This window comes from Mesorhizobium sp. M7A.F.Ca.US.008.03.1.1 (assembly GCF_003997495.1).
Classification (GTDB): Bacteria; Pseudomonadota; Alphaproteobacteria; order Rhizobiales; family Rhizobiaceae; genus Mesorhizobium.
Genome location: NZ_RZRU01000008.1, coordinates 1 through 19,840, shown reverse-complemented (window position 1 = coordinate 19,840; position 19,840 = coordinate 1). Strand labels below are relative to the sequence as shown.

At 58.3% G+C, this 19,840-nt stretch carries 20 protein-coding genes and 1 pseudogene; 10 read left to right on the top strand and 11 right to left on the bottom strand.

Going from position 1 to position 19,840, the window contains the following annotated elements:
* Positions 1 to 120 precede the first annotated feature (120 nt).
* Genes EOA16_RS12795 through EOA16_RS32610 form a run of 3 tightly spaced genes read left to right on the top strand, consistent with a single transcriptional unit; the run spans position 121 to position 1,582 of the window.
* Positions 121 to 855 (top strand): Crp/Fnr family transcriptional regulator, encoded by a 735-nt coding sequence (locus tag EOA16_RS12795; protein WP_127258405.1) that lies wholly within the window; start codon positions 121 to 123, stop codon positions 853 to 855.
* Positions 856 to 874: 19 nt separating this feature from the next.
* Positions 875 to 1,111 carry a hypothetical protein gene (locus EOA16_RS12790; protein ID WP_127258403.1) on the top strand — a complete coding sequence of 79 codons (237 nt, stop codon included), beginning with the start codon at positions 875 to 877 and terminating at the stop codon, positions 1,109 to 1,111.
* Between the two features lie 57 nt (positions 1,112 to 1,168).
* Positions 1,169 to 1,582 carry a hypothetical protein gene (locus EOA16_RS32610; protein ID WP_164754240.1) on the top strand — a complete coding sequence of 138 codons (414 nt, stop codon included), beginning with the start codon at positions 1,169 to 1,171 and terminating at the stop codon, positions 1,580 to 1,582.
* A 646-nt stretch (positions 1,583 to 2,228) separates the two neighbouring features.
* Here EOA16_RS32610 and EOA16_RS33505 read toward each other — a convergent pair.
* From EOA16_RS33505 to EOA16_RS12765, 4 genes are all read right to left on the bottom strand, one after another.
* Entirely contained in the window at positions 2,229 to 2,525 is a 297-nt protein-coding gene (locus EOA16_RS33505; RefSeq protein ID WP_281035854.1) for an FAD-dependent oxidoreductase, read from the bottom strand.
* Positions 2,522 to 3,220, bottom strand: coding sequence for an NAD(P)/FAD-dependent oxidoreductase (locus EOA16_RS33500; protein WP_281035853.1), 699 nt, complete (start codon positions 3,218 to 3,220; stop codon positions 2,522 to 2,524). Before EOA16_RS33500 ends, EOA16_RS33505 begins: the two co-directional genes overlap by 4 nt.
* A 51-nt stretch (positions 3,221 to 3,271) precedes the next feature.
* Positions 3,272 to 3,556 (bottom strand): hypothetical protein, encoded by a 285-nt coding sequence (locus EOA16_RS12770; protein WP_127258401.1) that lies wholly within the window; start codon positions 3,554 to 3,556, stop codon positions 3,272 to 3,274.
* Positions 3,557 to 3,667: 111 nt separating this feature from the next.
* Positions 3,668 to 3,916, bottom strand: a complete 249-nt coding sequence (locus EOA16_RS12765) for a hypothetical protein (RefSeq protein ID WP_127258399.1) — start codon at positions 3,914 to 3,916, stop codon at positions 3,668 to 3,670.
* A 280-nt stretch (positions 3,917 to 4,196) separates the two neighbouring features.
* On the opposite strand from EOA16_RS12765, the gene EOA16_RS12760 reads away from it, so the two are divergent.
* From EOA16_RS12760 to EOA16_RS12750, 3 genes are all read left to right on the top strand, one after another.
* A complete protein-coding gene (locus tag EOA16_RS12760; RefSeq protein ID WP_164754242.1) occupies positions 4,197 to 7,343 on the top strand; it encodes a GAF domain-containing protein in 3,147 nt (1,048 codons plus the stop codon).
* 122 nt (positions 7,344 to 7,465) lie between these two features.
* Complete coding sequence (locus tag EOA16_RS12755; RefSeq protein ID WP_127258397.1) at positions 7,466 to 7,792, top strand: low affinity iron permease family protein; 327 nt, start codon at positions 7,466 to 7,468, stop codon at positions 7,790 to 7,792.
* Positions 7,793 to 7,829: 37 nt separating this feature from the next.
* Complete coding sequence (locus EOA16_RS12750) at positions 7,830 to 9,125, top strand: phospholipase D-like domain-containing protein (RefSeq protein ID WP_164754241.1); 1,296 nt, start codon at positions 7,830 to 7,832, stop codon at positions 9,123 to 9,125.
* A 128-nt stretch (positions 9,126 to 9,253) separates the two neighbouring features.
* On the opposite strand, the gene EOA16_RS12745 is transcribed toward EOA16_RS12750, so the two are convergent.
* The 4 genes from EOA16_RS12745 to EOA16_RS12725 form a co-directional block, all read right to left on the bottom strand.
* Complete coding sequence (locus EOA16_RS12745; protein WP_127258396.1) at positions 9,254 to 9,460, bottom strand: hypothetical protein; 207 nt, start codon at positions 9,458 to 9,460, stop codon at positions 9,254 to 9,256.
* Positions 9,461 to 9,468: 8 nt separating this feature from the next.
* Entirely contained in the window at positions 9,469 to 9,669 is a 201-nt protein-coding gene (locus EOA16_RS12740; RefSeq protein WP_127258394.1) for a hypothetical protein, read from the bottom strand.
* Positions 9,670 to 10,373: 704 nt separating this feature from the next.
* On the bottom strand, positions 10,374 to 10,661 hold the full coding sequence (locus EOA16_RS12730; protein WP_127258392.1) for a DUF768 domain-containing protein: 288 nt from the start codon (positions 10,659 to 10,661) through the stop codon (positions 10,374 to 10,376).
* Between the two features lie 298 nt (positions 10,662 to 10,959).
* The gene (locus tag EOA16_RS12725; RefSeq protein ID WP_127258390.1) at positions 10,960 to 11,205 is read right to left on the bottom strand and encodes a hypothetical protein; all 246 of its coding nucleotides are present in this window, start codon (positions 11,203 to 11,205) and stop codon (positions 10,960 to 10,962) included.
* Positions 11,206 to 11,935: 730 nt separating this feature from the next.
* On the opposite strand from EOA16_RS12725, the gene EOA16_RS12715 reads away from it, so the two are divergent.
* Entirely contained in the window at positions 11,936 to 12,445 is a 510-nt protein-coding gene (locus tag EOA16_RS12715) for a DUF892 family protein (RefSeq protein ID WP_127258386.1), read from the top strand.
* A gap of 87 nt (positions 12,446 to 12,532) precedes the next feature.
* Here EOA16_RS12715 and EOA16_RS12710 read toward each other — a convergent pair.
* The 3 genes and pseudogenes from EOA16_RS12710 to EOA16_RS12700 all read right to left on the bottom strand — a co-directional run.
* Positions 12,533 to 12,724 (bottom strand): annotated as a pseudogene (locus EOA16_RS12710) (NADH-quinone oxidoreductase subunit D); the annotation flags it as partial.
* A 34-nt stretch (positions 12,725 to 12,758) separates the two neighbouring features.
* Entirely contained in the window at positions 12,759 to 13,619 is an 861-nt protein-coding gene (locus EOA16_RS12705) for an SIR2 family protein (protein ID WP_127258382.1), read from the bottom strand.
* A gap of 41 nt (positions 13,620 to 13,660) precedes the next feature.
* Positions 13,661 to 13,969, bottom strand: a complete 309-nt coding sequence (locus EOA16_RS12700) for a hypothetical protein (RefSeq protein WP_127258380.1) — start codon at positions 13,967 to 13,969, stop codon at positions 13,661 to 13,663.
* Positions 13,970 to 14,678: 709 nt separating this feature from the next.
* Here EOA16_RS12700 and EOA16_RS12695 point away from each other — a divergent pair.
* The 3 genes from EOA16_RS12695 (at position 14,679) to EOA16_RS12685 (ending at position 19,227) form a co-directional block, all read left to right on the top strand.
* Positions 14,679 to 16,070 carry a family 16 glycosylhydrolase gene (locus tag EOA16_RS12695; RefSeq protein ID WP_127258378.1) on the top strand — a complete coding sequence of 464 codons (1,392 nt, stop codon included), beginning with the start codon at positions 14,679 to 14,681 and terminating at the stop codon, positions 16,068 to 16,070.
* A gap of 101 nt (positions 16,071 to 16,171) precedes the next feature.
* Positions 16,172 to 17,917, top strand: coding sequence for a type I secretion system permease/ATPase (locus tag EOA16_RS12690; RefSeq protein WP_127258376.1), 1,746 nt, complete (start codon positions 16,172 to 16,174; stop codon positions 17,915 to 17,917).
* Positions 17,917 to 19,227, top strand: a complete 1,311-nt coding sequence (locus EOA16_RS12685) for an HlyD family type I secretion periplasmic adaptor subunit (RefSeq protein WP_127258374.1) — start codon at positions 17,917 to 17,919, stop codon at positions 19,225 to 19,227. The genes EOA16_RS12690 and EOA16_RS12685 overlap by 1 nt, the downstream gene beginning before the upstream one ends.
* The last annotated feature ends 613 nt before the right edge of the window (positions 19,228 to 19,840 follow it).

Below are 19,840 nucleotides of genomic sequence, written 5' to 3'. Positions count from 1 at the left end.
TGGGTGCGTTCGCGTCTTGAGTTCCCAACTGCCGACCATCAGTCCGGCGCCTCTTTACGAGTGCCCGGAACTTTTGAAGCGAATGCAAGTTCGATAACCAACATCAGCTAGGTAGCCAATTTGTCACCCACCTCATCCATGGATGTACTTATTCGCAAGCTCCAGAGCATCTCGGATCTCCGAGGGGGCGATATCGATGTTTTGAAAGGCATCCAAATTCAGGAGAAGGATTTCCTGGCCAACTACGACTTGGTGCGTGAGGGTGACCGTCCTGTTAGTTCGTTCGTGGTTTTGGATGGCCTGCTCGGTTCCACCAAACTTACCGGCGACGGCAAACGGCAGATTACATCCTTCTTTGTGGCTGGGGATATTCCGGATCTGCACGGACTGCATCTGTCGGTCATGGATTGCAATTTTACGACCCTCACCGCAGCCAGACTGGGCTTCATGCGACATGACGCTCTTCGCGCCATTTGCGAACAGCATCCTCGAATCGCGACGGCTTTTTGGCGGTCGACTCTAATCGATGCAGCGATTTACAGGGAATGGGTCACTAATGTGGGAAGACGCGAGGCATACACGCGCATGGCTCACATCTTGTGCGAACTGATTTTTCGCTTGCGCTCAGTTGGACGCATCCAGGATCACGTCGCGGATCTTCCCATTACCCAAGCAGCCCTTGGCGATGCATTGGGCTTGTCTACAGTCCACGTCAACCGAATGCTTCAGGAACTTCGACGTAGAGGCCTCATCGCCACCACAGGATCAAGAGTGCATGCTCTCGATTGGTCTGGCCTCACTCATGCAGGTGATTTCGACACGACCTACCTGCACCAAAGGAACCCTGCAGTTTAGCAGTGACGGAAGCTCTCGGATGGCACGATTTTTCTTTGATAGTGGGGATCACGATGTGGTCACCGAGGATGAAATCGGCATCGAATGTGCCGGTTTGGAGGAGGTGCGCCGCGCGGGCTTCGAGGGCCTCATCGACCTTACAAGAGACGCACTATCAGAGGTGGACGGGCAGCAAGTGTTTGTTGAAGTGCGGAACGAAAACGGCGAAAGGATTCTGAGGCTGAGCATCTCGCTTCAGATCAAGTTGATGAGGTGACATGCTCACCGGACTTGCTGCGTCAGAAAGCTGCCGAGCGCCGGCACATCGAATGTCATGAGCGGCGAGGAAACCCAACGCCGCGACAGTCGCACGAAGATGCCGCCGCCATTTGCGACCGACAGGCAAGCTCCGGTTCCCCACATGGAGAAATGGGCAGGCACAGCAGAAGGCCAAGGCCCGTCTCGTACTTGGCCCAATCCGACTGATAATCGGTGTCGCGTATTTTTATTGCAGTTCTGGAACGCGCGCCCTCAGCGCTCGTTCATGTTGTCTCAGCAGTGGGTTGTCGAAGTGCAACGAAAAGCGAACGAAGCAAGCCGGGTAGCGAAAGGCCAGGAACTTGAGGTCGAACATCTGGTCGAGCTCACGGACATTGCCCCCAAGCAGGCGCGAACGCTGCTTCGCAGGCATGGCGCCGATTGGCCGAAGCTCAAAGACGAGGCGGAAGCTCTGAAGAAGGAAGACTAATCATCACCTTCCCAGCGGTTAGCGAGAAAGCTGCAGTTCTGATGGCGTGAAGGCGTCTCTATGCATCGCATCTCAACTCCCGTGCGCCACACGTCTCAAGAGGGCCGAGGCGGGCTGAAGCTGTGGTTGCAGCCTCTGATGCCGGCCAGCAAGAGATCGCAGAACAGGCGCGCGCTAACGCTGGAAAAGAACGAACGTTCCGCGTATTTCGGAGCTAAACAAAATGGCGTCCGCTCCAGCAGCAACGGCCTTTTACCGGCGTGATCTGCCTCAACTAAATCCGGAAAGCCTCTTCCTAGATGGAAACCCCGCCCCGGACAAAGCCGAGACGGGCCGAAGCTGCTTCGGCAGCCTCAAGGCCCAGACAATGAGGGAGGATTGTAGGCCTGCAGCCAAACCTCTTACCGCCGTGAATGTTCCGCGGCCGTAAACTGTCGGTGGGATCATCTCCCGCGGTTAAAGGCAGGACGCGGGCATCTCCGTCCGGTCAAGCGTTTATCCTGATCCCCGGAAAACCTCTTGGATCTGTATCATGACCTTTCGGGGATCGACATTCTCGGCCAGTTGCGGCAACTCCTTGTAGGCCGAATCGCAACGTTCATATGCGCGATCAACGCAGCCAACATCTCGATCAGCCGCGTGGTTTTCATGTTCGTTGAGAAGGCTGATCTGCAAATCCACTCCACTCGGCGCTCTCCAACTCTCTATGGGCATGCGACGCGGCAATGGCAGCCTGTCCAAAAGCGACGGCCATCTGGTTCAATGCTTTGACAACGTCACCAAGGGCGTACATGCCGTGGATGGAAGTCTGCTGATGCTCGTCGACTGTGACATAGCCGTCTTCACAACATCTTGCGCCAACGGCCTCGGCGAGTTGAGAATGTACCTTGCACCCCAGTGCCAGATAAATGGCATCGAAGCGATACGACGTTCCGTCTTTCAAAATCGCCTCGCAGGCGTCGGCGGCCGGGCAGAGCCTGTCGAGAGTATCCCTCGTCCGCTCGCCGCGCGACGCGTGCTGGGCGAGAAGGCAGATGCATCGGTGGCCAGCAATGTTACGAGCGGTGTAAAACGACTGAGAAAAATGGCCTCCTGCAGGGCTCTCTCATCCTGCCCCACGACTGCTATCTTCCGGTCGATCACCTCATACCCGTCGCATACAGGGCAGAGTCGAACGACACCTGCGGTGATTGCCGCGCGTAGACCCGGAATGACGGGTGTCGTGTCGGTGATCCCTGTCGCCAAAAACACCTTGCGTGTCCGGATTGCGCCGATCGAGGTCTCAGTGACGAACCCCCCATAGGCAGGGGCGAGGGAATAGACCTGCCCTCCAACCAGAGTGGCTCCATACAAGGTGGCGTGACGTCGAAGGCGATGCAGAATATCGGCTCCACTTATCCCTTCGGGAAAGCCAGGACAGTTATGGCTCGTTGGGATCAAGGCCGCACGAGGATCGCCGGCATCGATCACCAGCACGCGATGGCGAAAACGGGCAAGATATTGAGCGGCGGTCAGTCCCGCCGGCCCGCCTCCGACGATCAGGACATCTTCGGTCTCGGCGACCGGTCGACTGACGTGGCTGTCGTGCATAGTGCGGCGCATCACCGCCGAACGATTTGGTTTCGCGCTATGTTCCAAGGGCGGTTTTCGGGACATCTGGCTCGATGGCGACAGCGTAGACACCGGGCTTCAACCCGACCGCAAGACGCCGGGCTCCTCTGTTTCCTTGAACTCTTCCGTATCCTTGGGCGCGGCGACCAGATCCTGGAATCCGAGAGTGGCGACGAGATAGCCTGCCTCATCATAAACCTTCGTCACCCAACTGGTCGGGTCCACGCCATCGACAATTCCGTCGAGCATGGCCTCCTTGGCAGCGCGCTTCGCTTCTCTGACAGCCTCATCTCGGTCAGCCATATCGGCGAAGATTGCAGGCTGCGACATGCCTTCGATAAACTCGAAGCGAAATTTCGGCATCAGTCGCTCCAGTCATTGTGCCAGCGCATCGGACATTTCTGGCAGGTTTGACGCTCAACGCGGCGGTGTCGAAAAGGATGCAACGGGCGGTGTTCGCATGACCATCTACCGTCAGGCAGCGTTGCCGCCTCCCATCTCCCAATCGTCCCGCCAACGTGCGCGCACGGCAATCATCAGCGTGGCCGCTTCCGTTATCCCTGTTTGGAACAGCCTGATCAGCTCTCTTGCGACGGCATAGGCCGCCCCCGTGTCAGGCGAAATAGCAAATTCCTGGCACAGCGCGTCAAATGCCGCGCGAAGGATGTTCAGGTCACTGGGGTAGAGAGCTTCCGTATTCGTCCGGGTTGGTCGGCTAAGCATTCAGGTGCTCCTATTCGGCTATAGGGGGATTGCTCCCAAGCAGCGGAGCCCGTTACACAGCCGCTGACGATGGCTTTATGCGGCACAGCCCAGCAGGTGTCATTAAACTATGATGCACTGCGCATCGTTGATCCGTTCAGGGCGCATATGACTTGGCCTTCGCTGACGCAAGTTTCTTCGCAAATGCGTCGGCGGCTTAGCCCCCGACCTATTGTTCGGCGCCTGGAACTCTTCGCGACTGACCGCATTATCTAGTCCAACTGACCGGGGGCGAAATGGAGTGACGTCACGCGATCGTTTGTCTGAAGTGCAGCGCTTCGAGCTTTTGGCGGGGTTGGGTGACAGGATTCGGGAGATCGATGATCCTGCCGAACTGGCATTCGCGGCAGCGGAATTGCTTGGTAAGCATTTTGGCATCAGTCGAGCCGGATATGGCACGATCGATCTCGAGAAAGAAACGATAGTCATCGACAGAGACTGGAACGCGCCGGGAATCCGAAGTCTGGCCGGAACTCTGAATTTCAGGGACTACGGTTCCTATGTCGATGATTTGAAACGAGGCGAGACGGTCGTCTTCGAGAATGCCGAGACAGACCCGCGAACCCACGACCATGCCGAGGCTCTCAAAGCAATCAGCGCCCAATCCGTCATCAACATGCCGGTCACAGAGCACGGCGGGTTGGTTGCGTTACTGTACCTTAATCACTCCGAGCCAAGACACTGGACGCCAGCCGAGGTTGCACTGATTTCGGAAGTGGCTGACCGGACGCGCACAGCAATTGAACGGCTTCGTGCGGAGAAGGCCTTGCGTGAAAACTCCGAGCGCCTCGCCTTTCTGGACTGCCTCGGCAGAGAGATCTCCCCGGCGACAGATGCCGACGCTGTCATGGAGGTCACCACCCGTCTACTTGGCGAACATCTTGGCGTTTCGATTTGCGCCTATGCCGACATGGAGCCGGACCAGGACCACTTCACTATTCGCGGCGACTGGAGCGCTCCTGGCTCGCCTAGCATCAGGGGATACTACAGTCTTGCCGATTTCGGTCGTCTCGCTGTTGGCAATTTGACCGCCAATCGGCCGCTCGTCATCAACAACAATCTCGAGGAAATTGCACCCGAGGAAGCACAGACCTTTCAGGACATCGGCATAACGGCAACGATCTGCATGCCCTTGGTCAAGCAAGGCCGGCTGGCTGCGCTAATGGCCGTTCACGACAAGCAGCGCCGCGTCTGGTCGCAGCGCGAACTGTCCTTGCTGGCGGAGGTGACGGAGCGGTCATGGGCTCACATCGAGCGCGTCCGCTCGGAACAGGCTGCCCGAGCCAGCGAGGAGCGGCTAAGGCTAGCGACCGATGCGGCCGCTATCGGAACGTGGGACTATGATCCCATCACAAGGGTGCTGCGTTGGGACGACCGATGCAAAGCTCTCTTCGGCCTGCCACCTGAGGCGGAGGTGACATATGAGAGCGCGTTCTTGGCGGGTCTCCATCCAGAAGACCGTGAACGGGCGGATGAGGCCGTACGTCAGGCGCTCGCGCCGGGCGAGTCTTCCCGTTACGACATCGAATATCGGACGGTCGGGCTGCGCGATGGAAAGGAGCGTTGGATAGCTGCAACGGGCGAATCTCTTTTCCGGTACGGACGCGCGGTGCGTTTCATCGGCACCGTCATCGACATTACCGCGCGAAAGCGGGTGGAGAACCAGCTTCAGATGATGAATGCGACTGCCGCCGCCGTGGCAGCCGAGCTGGACGTGGACCGCATTGTCCAGATTGTCACCGACGCCGGCGTGGCGCTGTCAGGCGCGCAATTCGGAGCTTTTTTCTACAATGTCCTCAATGACAAGGGCGATAGCTATATGCTCTACGCGCTGTCGGGAGCGCCACGCTCCGCTTTCGAAAACTTCCCCATGCCACGCAACACGGCGGTGTTCGAGCCTACTTTTCGCGGGACCGGTGTGGTGCGTTCCGATGATATCCTCATGGATCCGCGCTATGGAAAAAATCCGCCGAGGAAGGGAATGCCGAAAGGCCATCTTCCCGTGCGATCCTATCTTGCCGTGCCGGTCATTTCGCGATCGGGCGAAGTGCTGGGTGGCCTGTTCTTCGGACATTCCGGTCGCGGTGTCTTTGCCGCAGAGCATGAGACAGCCTTGCTGGGGCTAGCCGGCCATGCCGCCACGGCAATCGACAACTCCCGTCTGTTCAAAGCGCTGCAGACACTCAATGCCACACTTGAGCAACGTGTGGCAGAGGAAGTTGCCGAACGCATCCGAGCAGAAGAGCACCTGCGCCAGGCGCAGAAGATGGAGGCCGTGGGACAGCTTACCGGTGGCATCGCCCACGACTTCAACAATATGCTGGCTGTCATCATTGGCGGTTTGAATCTCGTGCAGCGCAAGCTCCGAAACGGCGACACGAACGTCAACCACTTCGTCACCGGTGCAATCGATGGGGCACAACGCGCTGCGGAACTTACCAAGCGGCTGCTTGCCTTCTCCCGCCAGCAGCCCTTGGCACCGACGCGCCTGAACCCTAATCGACTCGTCTCCGGCATGAGCGAACTGCTGAGCCGAACGCTTGGAGAGACCATAGCAATCGAGACGGTGCTCGCCGCTGCGCTGTGGCATGTGGAGGCCGATGCAGGGCAATTGGAAAGCGCATTGCTCAACCTTTGCGTCAACGCACGCGATGCCATGCCCGCCGGCGGAAAGCTGACGATTGAAACGTCTAACGCCCACATTGACGATCGGTATGCGAGAGAAAACGCAATCTCCTCGGGCCAGTTTGTGATGATAGCGGTCACCGATACCGGAACGGGCATGACTGCGGACGTGCTGGCAAGAGCCTTCGATCCGTTCTTCACCACAAAGGGGGTCGGCAAGGGTACCGGGTTGGGACTTAGCCAAGTATATGGATTTGTTCGTCAGTCCGGCGGCAGCGTCAAGATCTATTCCGAAGTCAGTGTCGGAACCACCTTGAAGATTTATCTACCTCGGTCGTATGGCGGCGTTCCTGACAGCCCGAGCGCCACGTTGGCGGGGGAGCACCCGGGACGTTCAGACGAGGTCATCATGATCGTCGAGGATGAAGATCGTGTCCGCCTGATGGCCGCAGAAGCGCTGCGTGAACTGGGCTATTCCGTCCTGGAAATGTCGGGGCCACGAGACGCACTTGCCGCCGTGGAGAGCGGGCAAGTGCCTTCGCTTCTGTTCACCGATGTGGTCATGCCGGAAATGTCAGGCCGCGAACTGGTGGACAAACTCAGGACATCGCACCCATCACTGAAGGTGCTCTACACCACCGGCTACGCGCGAAACGCGATTGTTCACAATGGCACGCTCGATTTTGGGACAGAGCTTTTGACCAAACCCTACACGATCGACGAGTTGGCCGAGAAGGTCCGAAAGGTGCTCGATCGAAAGTAAAGGTCGCCCAGAGGCGGTGTACTCAAGCGGCCGACCCATAAGCCACTGTACCGTTACGTAGGCCACGACGGGCCGGTATGATGCCTCGCGGGAACCAGGGGCACTGCCGCGAGTTCTTTGGAATGGCAAATCATCCGATCACGAGCGCCCTTACCTCAATCGGCACACTGACTTCCCGTCCCGCTGCGTTCCTGGTGTTGCTGGCCTATGCAATCCTTTGGATGATTTTCGAGCGACAGAGCTTGGATTGGCATGGAGCCGCTACATTGTTTACCTGGGCGATGACGCTGTCCATTCAGCGCGCGGAGCACCGCGACACTCAAGCGATCCACGCCAAGCTTGACGAGATTCTGCGGCCAGATGACGCGGCTTCAAACATCACGCGGATCGACGATCAAGAGCCCGAGGAGATCGAAAAACATCGCCATCGCCAGCAGCGGGGCGATTGACGTGCAGCCTTTCGGCTCCGTTGCGTCAGGCGCCCGCATGAAGACCTCCGGCATTGAGCTTTGGCGAAAGGTGCTCATCTATCTGGCCATTGCCACCATCGCCAGCCTGCTCACGGTGCTGATCATCAATCTCGATCCAGAGCCGCGCGTTCTACAATCAATTGTCCCCCATCGGTTCGACGCTACCGATCCCCAATTTTCCAAGACGATGAGCAGCTATTCGCAGGGGCAGATGTTCGGTTCCAATGCGGTCCAAACTTTCATCAACGGGGACGAAATATTCCCGTCAATGCTGCAAGCAATCGGGGCGGCTCGATCCAGCGTCGACATGGAGACATATATCTATTGGTCAGGAGCCATCGGCTACGAGTTCGCGATCGCATTGGCGGCGAAGGCCAGCGAAGGCGTCGAAGTCCGCGTGAACGTCGACTGGGTTGGCAGCCTTCCCTTCGACGAGGACTTGATCCACATCATGACCACGGCCGGTGTGAGGTTCGAACGCTATCGGCCGCTACGCTGGTATACGTTGGACCGTGCAAACAACCGCACTCATCGCAAGCTGCTGATCGTCGATGGCCGGGTCGCTTTCACTGGCGGGGTCGGCATCGCCGACAATTGGCGCGGGAACGCACGCAACTCAAATGAATGGCGCGACACGCATTACCGGATCGAAGGACCCGCCGTGGCCGCATTCCAGGCGGCGTTCGCCGAAAACTGGCTGGAGACGACCGGCGAGGCATTGCAGGGCGGGAAGTTCTACCCTGCAGTTGCGCCCGCTGGTGAGCTCGATGCCCAGCTAATACTTTCTTCGCAGCCAAACGGCTCGGAGAACATGGAGCTGATGATGTTGTCGGCAATAGCCGCGGCCAAGGATCATCTGCGTATCGGCATGGCCTACTTCGTGCCGGACGACATAGCCCTGCAGCAGATTCTTGATGCAAGGAGGCGAGGCGTCTCGGTCGATGTCATCGTTCCCAATTGGCTGACGGATGTGCCTATAGTGCGAAAGGGTTCACGTTACTTCTGGGGCGAATTGCTCAAGGCCGGGGTGCGCATCTTTGAGTTTCAACCCACAATGTACCATCCGAAGCTTTTGATCGTCGACGACGTCTGGGTGAGCTTTGGCTCGGCTAATTTGGATGAGCGTTCCTCGCGCCTCAACGATGAGGCCAGTCTGAATGTCTACGGCTTGGTATTTGCGCGGACGCAAATAGACGTTTTCAACGAGGACCTGAAGCGATCAAGGCAGGTCAGTCTGGAAGAATGGCAAGCGCGTCCGATAAGCGAAAAGGTCACCGACTACTTTGCGAGCAGGTTTCGCTCCCAGCTTTAATAATGGCGAGGATGCGGAGATGCAGAAGTCCCCGCGATTGCTCGCCATCCGAGCGGCGCTCGTCGCCTGGACTGGTCACGTTTCTTCCAAGTGTTCCGCAAGGATGTGGAGAGCCTAAAATACTTCAATCACCTCACGGCTTCTTTTTTGAGAGCTTGGTTGGGTTTGCGATGAGTTTGCGGCTGCGCCGGCGACGACTCCACCTGACGCTGTGCAAGCCTTGCTTGTCTCAGCCGCGCCGTCTTCTCGGCGCGTTGCGCGCGTTCAGCGTCCAGCATCTCTTGGCTGATACGCTTGGCGCGGTCGTATCTTTCCTTGTCATGATTGCGAGTCACGGCACCTCCTAGCCAGCAACAAAAATCCTGCGAATTTTTTTGGTGATACGCGGCTTGCGTTGGATGGGACCGGGCGTGATGGCTTGTGCGAGGCGCGCTTCCTTCAACCGCGCCGTCTTGGCGGCGCGCTCAGCACGTTCCTTGTCGACAATGATTGCTGCAGCTGATGTGGTCTTCTCGTTGCGACCGTTATCATTGGTCCGCGGCATCTCAGCGCCTCGCCTTAACTCTTGTCGCCCGCAGTGCCATTTTATACCTGGGTCGTGCTCTAACCTGGTCTATCGTCCCCTCGGGCGAGATTTTGCCTCCATGAGCCGGCTTCTTGCGCAGGTGGTTGTCGTTGTCCGCTTGTGAGATGGCCATCTCGGTTCTCCTATGCGGGTCGAACTTCGAAATGGCGGAAGTGTTCCCAGGCAGCTCGCAAGCTGCTGGGCTATTTTCGGATGTAAGGAACGCGCGGGTGCTCAGGCGTGTGATCGGAGCATTGTGATGGAGGGCCGTGGCTGGAACTTTGAGAGCTCAGATAGCGTCGGCGCCTGCACATGAACGGCGGCCTTCTCCCCTCTCGAAAAATCTGTCAGCCGCAGCGGTGCGATTTTGTTACCGGGAGCAAAGGAGCTTGGTGTCGACGATGAATTTTCCTGGCGACGAGATCGTTCAGATCTTTGCTGCAGCACAGGATCCCCGCAAGCGCATTAGCTGGGGTATTGTAGGGAATTGAGCGTTAGAGCCGTCAAGCTTATAGGCAGCCGCAGGTCCAAACGAGGAGCACGGTTCCAAGCGCATACGGGACCAGAAGCAAACCTATCGTCACCCAGAAAGCCGGCTCTGCCAAGGCGGCCATGTCCTTGCGAAACTGCTCCATGGCTACCCCGGCAACTTCGACAAACGAATAGAGCTAATCTGGTGAAGGCTATGGCCCGCTTTTGGCATCTTCGACCTCCAGCGCCTCCATGACGGCCACATCGCCGGCCTCTCCGTCAACGCTACCATGCATCTCAGTCCCGGCATTCTTTAGCGCTTGCTCGATCGCGTCTTCAATGTTTCCGAGCTCGTCCTCACGCACCTGGCGACCATAACCGGCCGCTTCGGCATCCTGCTCGAATTGCTGGGCCAACTCGGCGAAGCTCACCTCTTCGCCAGCAAGAGTGTCGACATTCTCCTGCAGCCAGTTTTCAAAAAACTCTTTGGTCGCGTTCATCTGATAACTCCTCCGCCTGGTTAAGCGCGGCGGCGATCCGAAGTTCCGCCATGCCGTCACTTTCCAATCAGCAAGGGCTACGGCTCATGATCATGACAATTCGTCTGCGCGGTGCTGGCTCCAGCCATCCGGCGACTTCGGTCGCCCTGTATCTAAGTATTGCCCGCTCCGTTGGGCAAGGCTGCCCCGGAGGTGGTTGTTCGCCTCCCCGGCCTTGACCGCTGATCGCCATCTGGCTGATGACAAACACGCTCGCCGCAATAGAACCGCTAGCCTTGCAACCCGGCACTGAGCTAAGCTATCTCGACAGTTCGGATTCCATAACCTCATCGGTTGGCGACCCATCAGACGTGACTGAACTTTTGACTTGGTCCGTCCCGAACTGAGCGACTTGAATCATCATAGCCTTGGCCTTTGCAATGAGTTCGTCGTTGGCAAGATTGTGCCCGGCCTGCAGGGTCACTGTAATACTCTCGCCTCCCTCTCCGCGGAATTCCACGATCGGAGCCTGGTCTCGGCTGACGACAATTCCCATCATCTGCATAAGAACCTCCTTCGACTGTAGCGGGCAGCCGAAACTCAACGCAGCTCGGCCGTCTAATCCTTGACATAAGCCCCAGGCTGACGACCGCCTCTGGGCGCCTTGGCGTCTTTGGAATGCTCGGCGATCGCAGGGCCTGCTCCGGAGATTTTCTCTGCGGCCGGTGAAGGTGTCGCCGGCTTTAGCGGGGTCCTGCCGCCCGATTTTTCGGGGCGGGATGATATACCAGCCGAAGAATTGTCTGAAGAAGTCATGGCTCATTTCCTTAGCTGCGAAAACTTCCTTACCAATCTCCGAAATGCCCTGTCGTTCCATTGCGATCCGTTCGTGAGATAATATCTCCGCAGGTGAACATGCCTCGTCCCTGGACGCGGCATCAGCTACGGGTTGATTTCGCAAACGAACGGTAAAATGCGAAGCCGCTCGGGCGAGATACAGCTTAGCCCCACATGGCAGCGTGGGCATCAGAATACGGGCCGACGCGAAACTCTTCCTTGGATCATCCATCGTGGAAACCCGCGACAGGCAGCAGCTTCGTCATTTCTGCAGAAATGCGTTTTGCCGACGCGGGCACCGCGACCATGCCCGTCGCCCGTATTCTCTCCTACTGCCAGGGGCCCGCTTGCAGCGCCGACCCTGCAAAAGCCTGCAATAAGGCTGACTCCGCAGCTTGACCGATGAGGAACAATATCTCCCTTTGAAAGTTCTGGCCGACCCATCAAGGAGATATGAAATGTCAGAAGCGCGCGAATGGCTTGTCCAATGGCTCAGGGATGCTCACGCCATGGAGGAGCAGGCCGAAACCATGTTGAATGGCCAGCTGAACCGAATTGAGAACTATCCTGAGCTCAGCGAGCGGATTCGCCAGCACATTCAGGAGACCAGACAGCAGGCTGCTCGGCTGGAAACCTGTCTCGACCGCATCGGACAAGGATCTTCCACACTGAAGGATGCCGGCGGCAAGCTGACGGCAATGGCGCAGTCGCTCAGTGGGGTCTTCGCCGGTGACGAAGTGATGAAAGGATCGCTTGCAAGCTACACGTTCGAGCACATGGAAATCGCCTCCTATACAATCCTTATCGCCGCTGCCAAATCGCTGGGTGAAGCAGAGGTCGCCCAGGTCTGCGAAGAGAACCTGCGTGAGGAAGTCGCGATGGCGGACTGGCTGAAAAGCCATATTCCAGCGACAACCGAACAGTTCCTCGCGCGGGCCGAGTCGGAGAGTGAGAACGCCAAGCGTTGATCGGTCGGTAGAGTCATTTGCCAATAAGAGATCGCGCGTTGCGCCGAAGCTCGGCGCAACGCGCATTGAGGTTTAGGCTTTACCGGTGTCGAAGTAAGGCAGTGCTTTGAGGTAGTATTTCGTCAGTTTCTCCGCGCCGCGATTCAGCATCCCGACATGCAGGTCGAGCCATCCAACGACATCTCCATTTAACTCAAGAGCCAGGCGAAGCACGTCATGTACGGCAAGATGTTGAGGGCCGAAATTGAACGTTGAATTCCGGACGGAATTCTCTGCCATGGGGCCGTTCATTGAAAGCCCGCCGAACTGCCGTTTACCCCGATTGTTCCTGTTGCTCGCTGTTTGGCGACAGTTCCCCATCCCCAACTATTTCCGCCAGCCGGCTGAGGAAATCGATCAAAGCAGCTTGCGGCTCGTCGATTTCGCCGACGACGACCGAAATGCCCCAACGCCCAAGAACGGCCTCCTCCACAGGGTTTCGGCTGGTCATGAAGATGAACGAGGGCGGGCGATCTTTCTCGTAGCCGGACCGATGCCACGTCTGCCAGAGACGGTGCAACAGCAACCGAATGTTTGGGTCGGAAAGGCTATAGCCAATGAAGAGGATCGTGCTGCCGAGTGCATCCGAGCGAAAACGCACGTCCAGCGGAGAATTGAAGGAGAGGCGATCGAGGTAGTCCGTTTCGGTGAGGACGAGAGAAGAATCCTCGTCGAAATCCCCATGGAACTTGACGATGTGGGTAATGCCTTGGCGGGCCTGCGCTACATCGCGTGCATTGGCCACTTTCACGTAGTCCCGACCGTGTATCTCATAAGCCAGTTCTAGGTTCCGGTCATAGTTAGTTGTGTAGATGACAGGGAAGTCGAGCCCCACGATGAGACGATGCAACTCGGATCTCTCGATCCGGTCCTTAGGGACGGACCAGTTTCTGTCCATCCAACTGCGAAGTGGCCCGATGCTGCCATGCTTGATCCGATAATACTCGGCCAGGGTTTGAAAACGATCGCGTCGCGTGGAAAATTCGTCGTCGACGCCGAGCTCCTTTGCCATCCGCTCTATCAGCTTCTCCCAGGAGGGTAGTCCAACACTGATCGACACCCCTGCCCCAACAAACAGAATTGCGCTGCGATGGCGAATTGCGTTGGCGAGCGAATCTACAGGGTCATCGTTCATCAAGTCTTTCGAGGCCACCCGCCCAGGTCGACCTTCCTCCCTCACATCTCGTCGTTGTTAGGCTGCTTGGTGATCCCCACCTGCCTGGCCAGCTCGGAAAACGGTGGCACACTCGCTTCGAACTGCTTGGTGTTAGCCAGCCGCAAAAGACGCAAAGGGAAACACACTGCGTCGCGGTTAGCCGGCGACATATCCTCGAAGAGGCGCTCATCAACCGTGAACGAGGCTTCCGCGTTTTTCAACGCCATGTCGATATCATCGACCGAGAGAAGGCCTCTGCGGACCAAGGCGTTATTGACGGCCGCGACCGCCATAAGCAAACCTTCTAACTGGAGGTTGGCGACGTTCATGGATCTTCGTCCTGCATATATTCCCCGGCTTGCCTGCCGCCCTTTATGGCTCCGACATACTTGGAATGCTGGTTAATAATGTTTCTGCTCCCGAGGCTTTCTGCCGCGCCGGTGTTACCCCGTTGTGAAGGCATTTCGGCTGCCCGGCAGCGCCGGGATTGGCATCTTGTCGCGCCATGGCTTGAACCTCAGTTGGGCTGCTGGACAACTCTCCACATGCCTTGAGGTTCCGGTCCCGCTATCGCACAGGGGGGGCAGTTGTTCAAATGCAGGCGGGTCCGAGCACATTTACAGGCTGACAGACAAAACTCGGCATAACATGTCTATCATCAGACCGTTGGCTGTTGACGGGATGTCTTAGCCGCGGCTCCTTTTGCTGCGTGACGTCGCTCCCAGAAGGGCGTCATCTGGATGTATCCGCGATTGCAGTCGGTGGTATTATCTTCAGGTCCATGTCAGCGCTCAGCAAATCTCCGCATAATCGAGACAACCGATTTAGGCGCAGGTTCGCCGCCCTTCCGACGCCTTCATTGTGGTTTGAGTGCGCCGCCTGAGACACTTTCAATTCCCTCCGATGGCCAGACAGACACGTCGGCCCCTCCGCATTTACCCTTTGGTAACCCTCCTAAGTTGGAAGACAAAACCTATCGGCTCCTTTTGCCTTCCATTGTGTTAGGGCTTGGATCAAACCAACGGAGCTGTGAGCAAAATGGCGACCGTAACCAATGCCAAGGGCGTTCCGCTCCCCTATAGTGGGTCTTCCGCAAAGTGGTACTCGGCGACGAATTCGGGCCCGGCCCTCTACGGCAGTATCTATAACGATTCGCTGTATGGCGACGGCAGCGTCAGCGTCACGATGTATGGGGGCAAGGGCGACGATATTTACTACCTGTACTCCGCGAAAAACAAAGCGGTGGAGCTGCCCAACGAGGGCATCGATACGATCTCGACCTGGATGAGCTACAGGCTGCCGTCGAATTTTGAGAATCTGACGGTCACGGGCGATAAACAATATGCCTTCGGAAACGCTCTGAACAATATTATTGTCGGTGGTTCCGGCCAGCAGACGCTCGACAGTTTGAAGGGCGACGATGTTCTCAAGGGAGGTTCCGGCGCGGACATTTTTGTCGTCAATCCAGGCAATGGCAGCGACCTTATTCTCGACTTCGGCGCCGACGATACCGTACGCGTCGGGGGCTACGGCTTCACCTCCTTCGACCAGGTGCACGCCAATATGGTCCAGTCGGGAACCGACGTCCGACTCACCCTGTCGCCAACCGAGTTTCTCGTCTTCGCAAACAAGACCATCGACCAGTTCAGCGCCAACCAGTTCGATCTCGCCCTGGATCGATCGCACCTGACGCTTACTTTTTCCGACGAGTTCAACACGCTGAACCTGCACAGTGGTTCGACCGGGACCTGGGATACGAACTTCTGGTGGGGTGCTCCGAACGGCAGCACGCTTACCACCAACGGCGAGCTTCAGTGGTATCTCGACGCCAGCTACGCCCCCACGAGTTCCGTCAATCCGTTCAGCGTCCAGGACGGTGTTCTCACCATTACTGCCGCCCGGGCTCCCGACGCGATCAAGCCCTACATAAACAACTATGATTACACGTCAGGCCTGCTGACGACCTACCATTCTTTCGCACAGACCTACGGATATTTCGAAATTCGAGCCGACATGCCCGAAAAGCAGGGTGCATGGCCGGCCTTCTGGCTTCTTCCGGCGGATGGATCCTGGCCACCGGAACTGGACGCCGTGGAGATGGTCGGCCAGGATCCCAACAAGCTTACCCTGACCAGCCACTCGAACGCGACGGGGTCTCATACAAAAGTGACCTCGACCGTATACGCAGCGGATACCGCCGGGTTCCACAAATATGGGGTGCTTTGGACCCCAAGCGAACTGGTTTGGTATTTCGACGATGTCGAAGTTGCCCGTGCACCAACGCCTGCCGACATGCACAAGCCAATGTATATGCTGGTCGACCAGGCTGTCGGCGGCATGGCGGGAGCGCCCGCCGACGGGCTTGCCACCCCTTCTGAAATGCATGTCGACTATGTCCATGCTTACGCGCTGAATGATTGGTTCATCTAGGTGCCATGCTGGAAGAAGGAGTGAAACCGACATCCTTCAACAACTGGTCTCGAACGCGTTCATTGCCGCTTGCCGCCGCGCTGGGCCCGAGGTGAAGGACGATGTTTCACTCCCATCCATCTGAGCCGCCGCGAACGACGCTCACGGCAGTGTTGGCTTCCTTTCGCCGGGCATTCGCCGGCATCGCCTTGATGAGCGGAATCATCAACGTCCTGGCGTTGACCGGCTCGTTCTTCATGCTGCAGGTCTACGATCGCGTCATCCCCGGCCGCAGCGTGCCGACGCTGGTCGGCCTTTGCGTGTTTGCGGGCACGCTGTTCCTCTTTCAGGGCGCTCTCGAGCTGATCCGATCGCGGCTGCTGGTGCGTATCGGCATGGCGCTCGATGCGCGGCTCAGCGGGCAGGTCTACACCGCACTGATGCGTCTGCCGTTGCGTACGAAGCTCCCCGGTGATGGCTTGCAGTCATTGCGGGACCTCGATCAGGTCCGATCGTTCCTGTCGAGCGCTGGGCCGACCGCGCTGTTCGACCTGCCCTGGATGCCGCTTTATCTTGCAATCTGCTTCCTGTTCCATTTCTGGATCGGCATGACCGCGTTATTGGGCGCCATCATTCTGTTTGCCCTGACCTTGCTGGCGGAACTGCGCACCCGGGAGCCCGCGAAACGTGCCAACAGCCAGGCCGCTGCGCGCAACACGCTGGCGGAGGCGACGCGCCGCAACGTCGAGGTGCTTCAGGCAATGGGTTTTGGTCCACGCATTGCCGATCGTTGGTCTGCCGTCAACGCCGACTATCTCAAGACGAATGCCAAGGCGAGCGATTTGGCGGGGACGCTCGGAACGATTTCGAAAGTCGTGCGCATGATGCTTCAATCCGGCATCCTGGCGATCGGCGCCTGGCTCGTCATCCATCAGGAGGCGACGGGCGGCATCATGATTGCCAGCTCGATCATGATGAGCCGGGCGCTGGCACCGATCGAACTCGCGATCGCGCATTGGAAGAGCTTCGTCAGCGCCCGCCAGGCCTGGACGCGCCTCACCCACCTTCTGGGGCTGCTGCCCGAGGCAGCAACAAGTGTCTCGCTTCCGCCACCGTCGTTTCGCCTCTCGGTAGAGGGCATCAGTGTGGCGCCGCCGGGCGAGCGCCGCCTTGTCGTCCAGGATGCGGGCTTCGTGCTGGAAAAGGGCGCTGGCCTCGGCATCATCGGTCCGAGCGCCTCGGGAAAATCCTCGCTCGTCAGAGCGATCGCCGGTGTCTGGCTGCCAGTGCGCGGTACCGTCAGGCTGGACGGTGCGACGCTCGACCAGTGGTCGTCGGAAGACCTCGGCAAGCACATCGGCTATCTGCCGCAGGATGTCGAGCTGTTCGACGGCACCATTGCCGAGAACATAGCTCGCTTCGAACCCCAGCCCCCCTCGAACAAAATACTGACCGCCGCGCGCGCCGCCGGTGTTCATGATCTGGTGGTCCATCTTCCTGAAGGTTATGAAACGCGCATTGGCGAGGCCGGGTCGGCGCTTTCGGCGGGCCAGAGACAGAGGGTCGCCTTGGCGCGTGCTCTCTATGGCGATCCGTTTCTTGTCATACTCGACGAGCCGAATTCCAATCTCGATGCCGACGGAGAAGCCGCTTTGACGGCGGCGATCCAGGGCGTGCGCGACAGGGGCGGCATGGCCATCGTGGTGGCCCATCGGCCGAGCGCGTTGCAAAGTCTTGACCAGATCCTTGTCATGACGAACGGCAGCATTCAGGCCTTTGGCCCGAAGAATGAGATCATGACCAAGGTGACCCGTCCCATCAGTGTTCCTTTGAAAGTTGTCTCAAGCCCTGAAGAGGCGGCGCTCTGATGCCAGTGAGGGCGACATCGGTGATCGACCGGGCCATTCGACGTTATCTGCTTGGCGGCGTTGCGACCTCCATCCTTCTGGTCGGTGGAGCGGGCAGCCTTGCCGCGGTGACCGACCTCTCTGGCGCAGTCATTGCCTCGGGGAAGCTGGTTGTCGATTCCAGCGTCAAAAAGGTGCAGCATCCAACCGGCGGCGTGGTCGGCCAGATCTTCGTGCACGAAGGCGATGCCGTGCAAGCGGGACAGGTCTTGATTCATCTCGATGAAACCGTCAGCCGCGCCAATCTGGCCATTGTCACCAAGAGCGCGGATGAACTCGACGCCCGCCTGGCACGTCTCGAGGCCGAGCGCGACGGAGCTGACGCCATTGGTTTTCCGCCGTCGCTGACGTCTCGTCGGGACGATCCGGATGTTAGCGGCACAATGGCCGGAGAGCGGTCGCTCTTCGAGTTCCGTCGGCAGGCACGCGCCGGCCAGAAGGCGCAGTTGGCGGAACGTATCTCCCAGCTCGCGGAAGAAGTCTCCGGCCTGACCGAGCAAAGAGACGCCAAGAGTCAGGAAATCAAGCTGATCGGAACCGAGCTGGGGGGCATGCGCACACTATGGAAGCGCAAGCTGGTCTCGATCGATCGCATCACCGCCCTCGAGCGCGAGGCCGTGCGGCTGGAGGCTGAACATGGGCAGCTGACCGCGGCAATAGCGCAGTCGAAAGGCCACACGTCGGAAATCCGCCTGCAAATCATCCAGATCGATCAGGATCTGCGCAGTGGAGTCGCCACCGAACTGCGCGAGGTCCAGGCGAAACTCTCGGAACTCATCGAACGTAAGGTATCGGCCGAGGACCAGCTCAAGCGCATCGACATTCGCAGCCCGCAGGCCGGCGTCGTCCTTCAGCTTGCCGTACATACGATTGGGGGTGTCATCACTGCGGGCGAACCGATCATGCTCATCGTGCCGGTCGCGGACCGACTGACCGTCGAAGCCCGCGTCGCCCCGCAGGATATTGATCAGCTGAAACAGGGGCAGTCGGCAACGCTGCGGCTTTCGGCCTTCAATCAGCGCACCACGCCTGAGCTCAACGGGACCGTCAGCAAGATCTCTGCCGATCTCAGCACCGACGAGCGAAGCGGCGCCGGCTATTACACCGTGCATATCGTCTTGCCGCGCACGGAACTTACCAGACTCAGTGGACTGACCCTGACGCCCGGCATGCCCGTCGAGGTGTTCTTCTCGACCAGCAGCCGCACGATGCTGTCCTATCTCATCAAGCCTCTGGCCGATCAGATCCAGCGAGCATTCCGCGAGGAGTGAAACGCGTCGGCGCTGCAGCGACGATGCTGTCCCTCATTTTGTTGGGCACCCCCATGGCCAATGCTGATCAATTGCCACGGGGTGGGTCACAAATTTTTCGCACTGACCTGAGGAACATGCATCCGCAAGCGAAGTTCGGAATGTGCTTGGTGTGAGAACACTCCCTCCCTCAAGTCCAAGCTCTGGTGCAGGGCCTGTCGCTGTGATCTCAGCGGCGGGCCTACCTGCAAAAGCCGGGAAGCGTTAAATTTTTGTTTCTGAAATCGAAGTTGGGTTTGCAGCTTGGCTTCCAACCCCGGGCCAGGTCTCGAAAGCAAGGCCCGCCGCTGTAGTTGTGTCCTCAGCGGCGGGCCTACTTCGTTTACCGCACAGGGGCATCGGTTCATGTATCAAAAGGGAGGTCGGCACGATCAAGTTACCAAGCACCGGTGACGGTGAGCGTGCCGACCAATCTGGGCACAAAGGTGGGCTAAATGACCAGGCCTACACGCTACTGGCAGAATGAAAGCGCAGCAATTAGTCCCGATGGCCTAGACTGCCCGTCAGGCGTTCCGCGAGCACCATAGGCATTGGAGCCGGTTTATATTAGCTTGTGCTTGCGGCGGCCCACCCC

Excerpts from the sequence above, each read along its gene's own strand:
- EOA16_RS12790 (WP_127258403.1), top strand. The coding sequence starts at position 875 with ATGGCACGATTTTTCTTTGATAGTGGGGATCACGATGTGGTCACCGAG.
- EOA16_RS32610 (WP_164754240.1), top strand. The coding sequence starts at position 1,169 with ATGAGCGGCGAGGAAACCCAACGCCGCGACAGTCGCACGAAGATGCCG.
- EOA16_RS12770 (WP_127258401.1), bottom strand. The coding sequence starts at position 3,556 with ATGCCGAAATTTCGCTTCGAGTTTATCGAAGGCATGTCGCAGCCTGCA.
- EOA16_RS12765 (WP_127258399.1), bottom strand. The coding sequence starts at position 3,916 with ATGCTTAGCCGACCAACCCGGACGAATACGGAAGCTCTCTACCCCAGT.
- EOA16_RS12755 (WP_127258397.1), top strand. The coding sequence starts at position 7,466 with ATGGCAAATCATCCGATCACGAGCGCCCTTACCTCAATCGGCACACTG.
- EOA16_RS12750 (WP_164754241.1), top strand. The coding sequence starts at position 7,830 with ATGAAGACCTCCGGCATTGAGCTTTGGCGAAAGGTGCTCATCTATCTG.
- EOA16_RS12740 (WP_127258394.1), bottom strand. The coding sequence starts at position 9,669 with ATGCCGCGGACCAATGATAACGGTCGCAACGAGAAGACCACATCAGCT.
- EOA16_RS12730 (WP_127258392.1), bottom strand. The coding sequence starts at position 10,661 with ATGAACGCGACCAAAGAGTTTTTTGAAAACTGGCTGCAGGAGAATGTC.
- EOA16_RS12725 (WP_127258390.1), bottom strand. The coding sequence starts at position 11,205 with ATGCAGATGATGGGAATTGTCGTCAGCCGAGACCAGGCTCCGATCGTG.
- EOA16_RS12715 (WP_127258386.1), top strand. The coding sequence starts at position 11,936 with ATGTCAGAAGCGCGCGAATGGCTTGTCCAATGGCTCAGGGATGCTCAC.
- EOA16_RS12705 (WP_127258382.1), bottom strand. The coding sequence starts at position 13,619 with ATGAACGATGACCCTGTAGATTCGCTCGCCAACGCAATTCGCCATCGC.
- EOA16_RS12700 (WP_127258380.1), bottom strand. The coding sequence starts at position 13,969 with ATGAACGTCGCCAACCTCCAGTTAGAAGGTTTGCTTATGGCGGTCGCG.
- EOA16_RS12695 (WP_127258378.1), top strand. The coding sequence starts at position 14,679 with ATGGCGACCGTAACCAATGCCAAGGGCGTTCCGCTCCCCTATAGTGGG.
- EOA16_RS12690 (WP_127258376.1), top strand. The coding sequence starts at position 16,172 with ATGTTTCACTCCCATCCATCTGAGCCGCCGCGAACGACGCTCACGGCA.
- EOA16_RS12685 (WP_127258374.1), top strand. The coding sequence starts at position 17,917 with ATGCCAGTGAGGGCGACATCGGTGATCGACCGGGCCATTCGACGTTAT.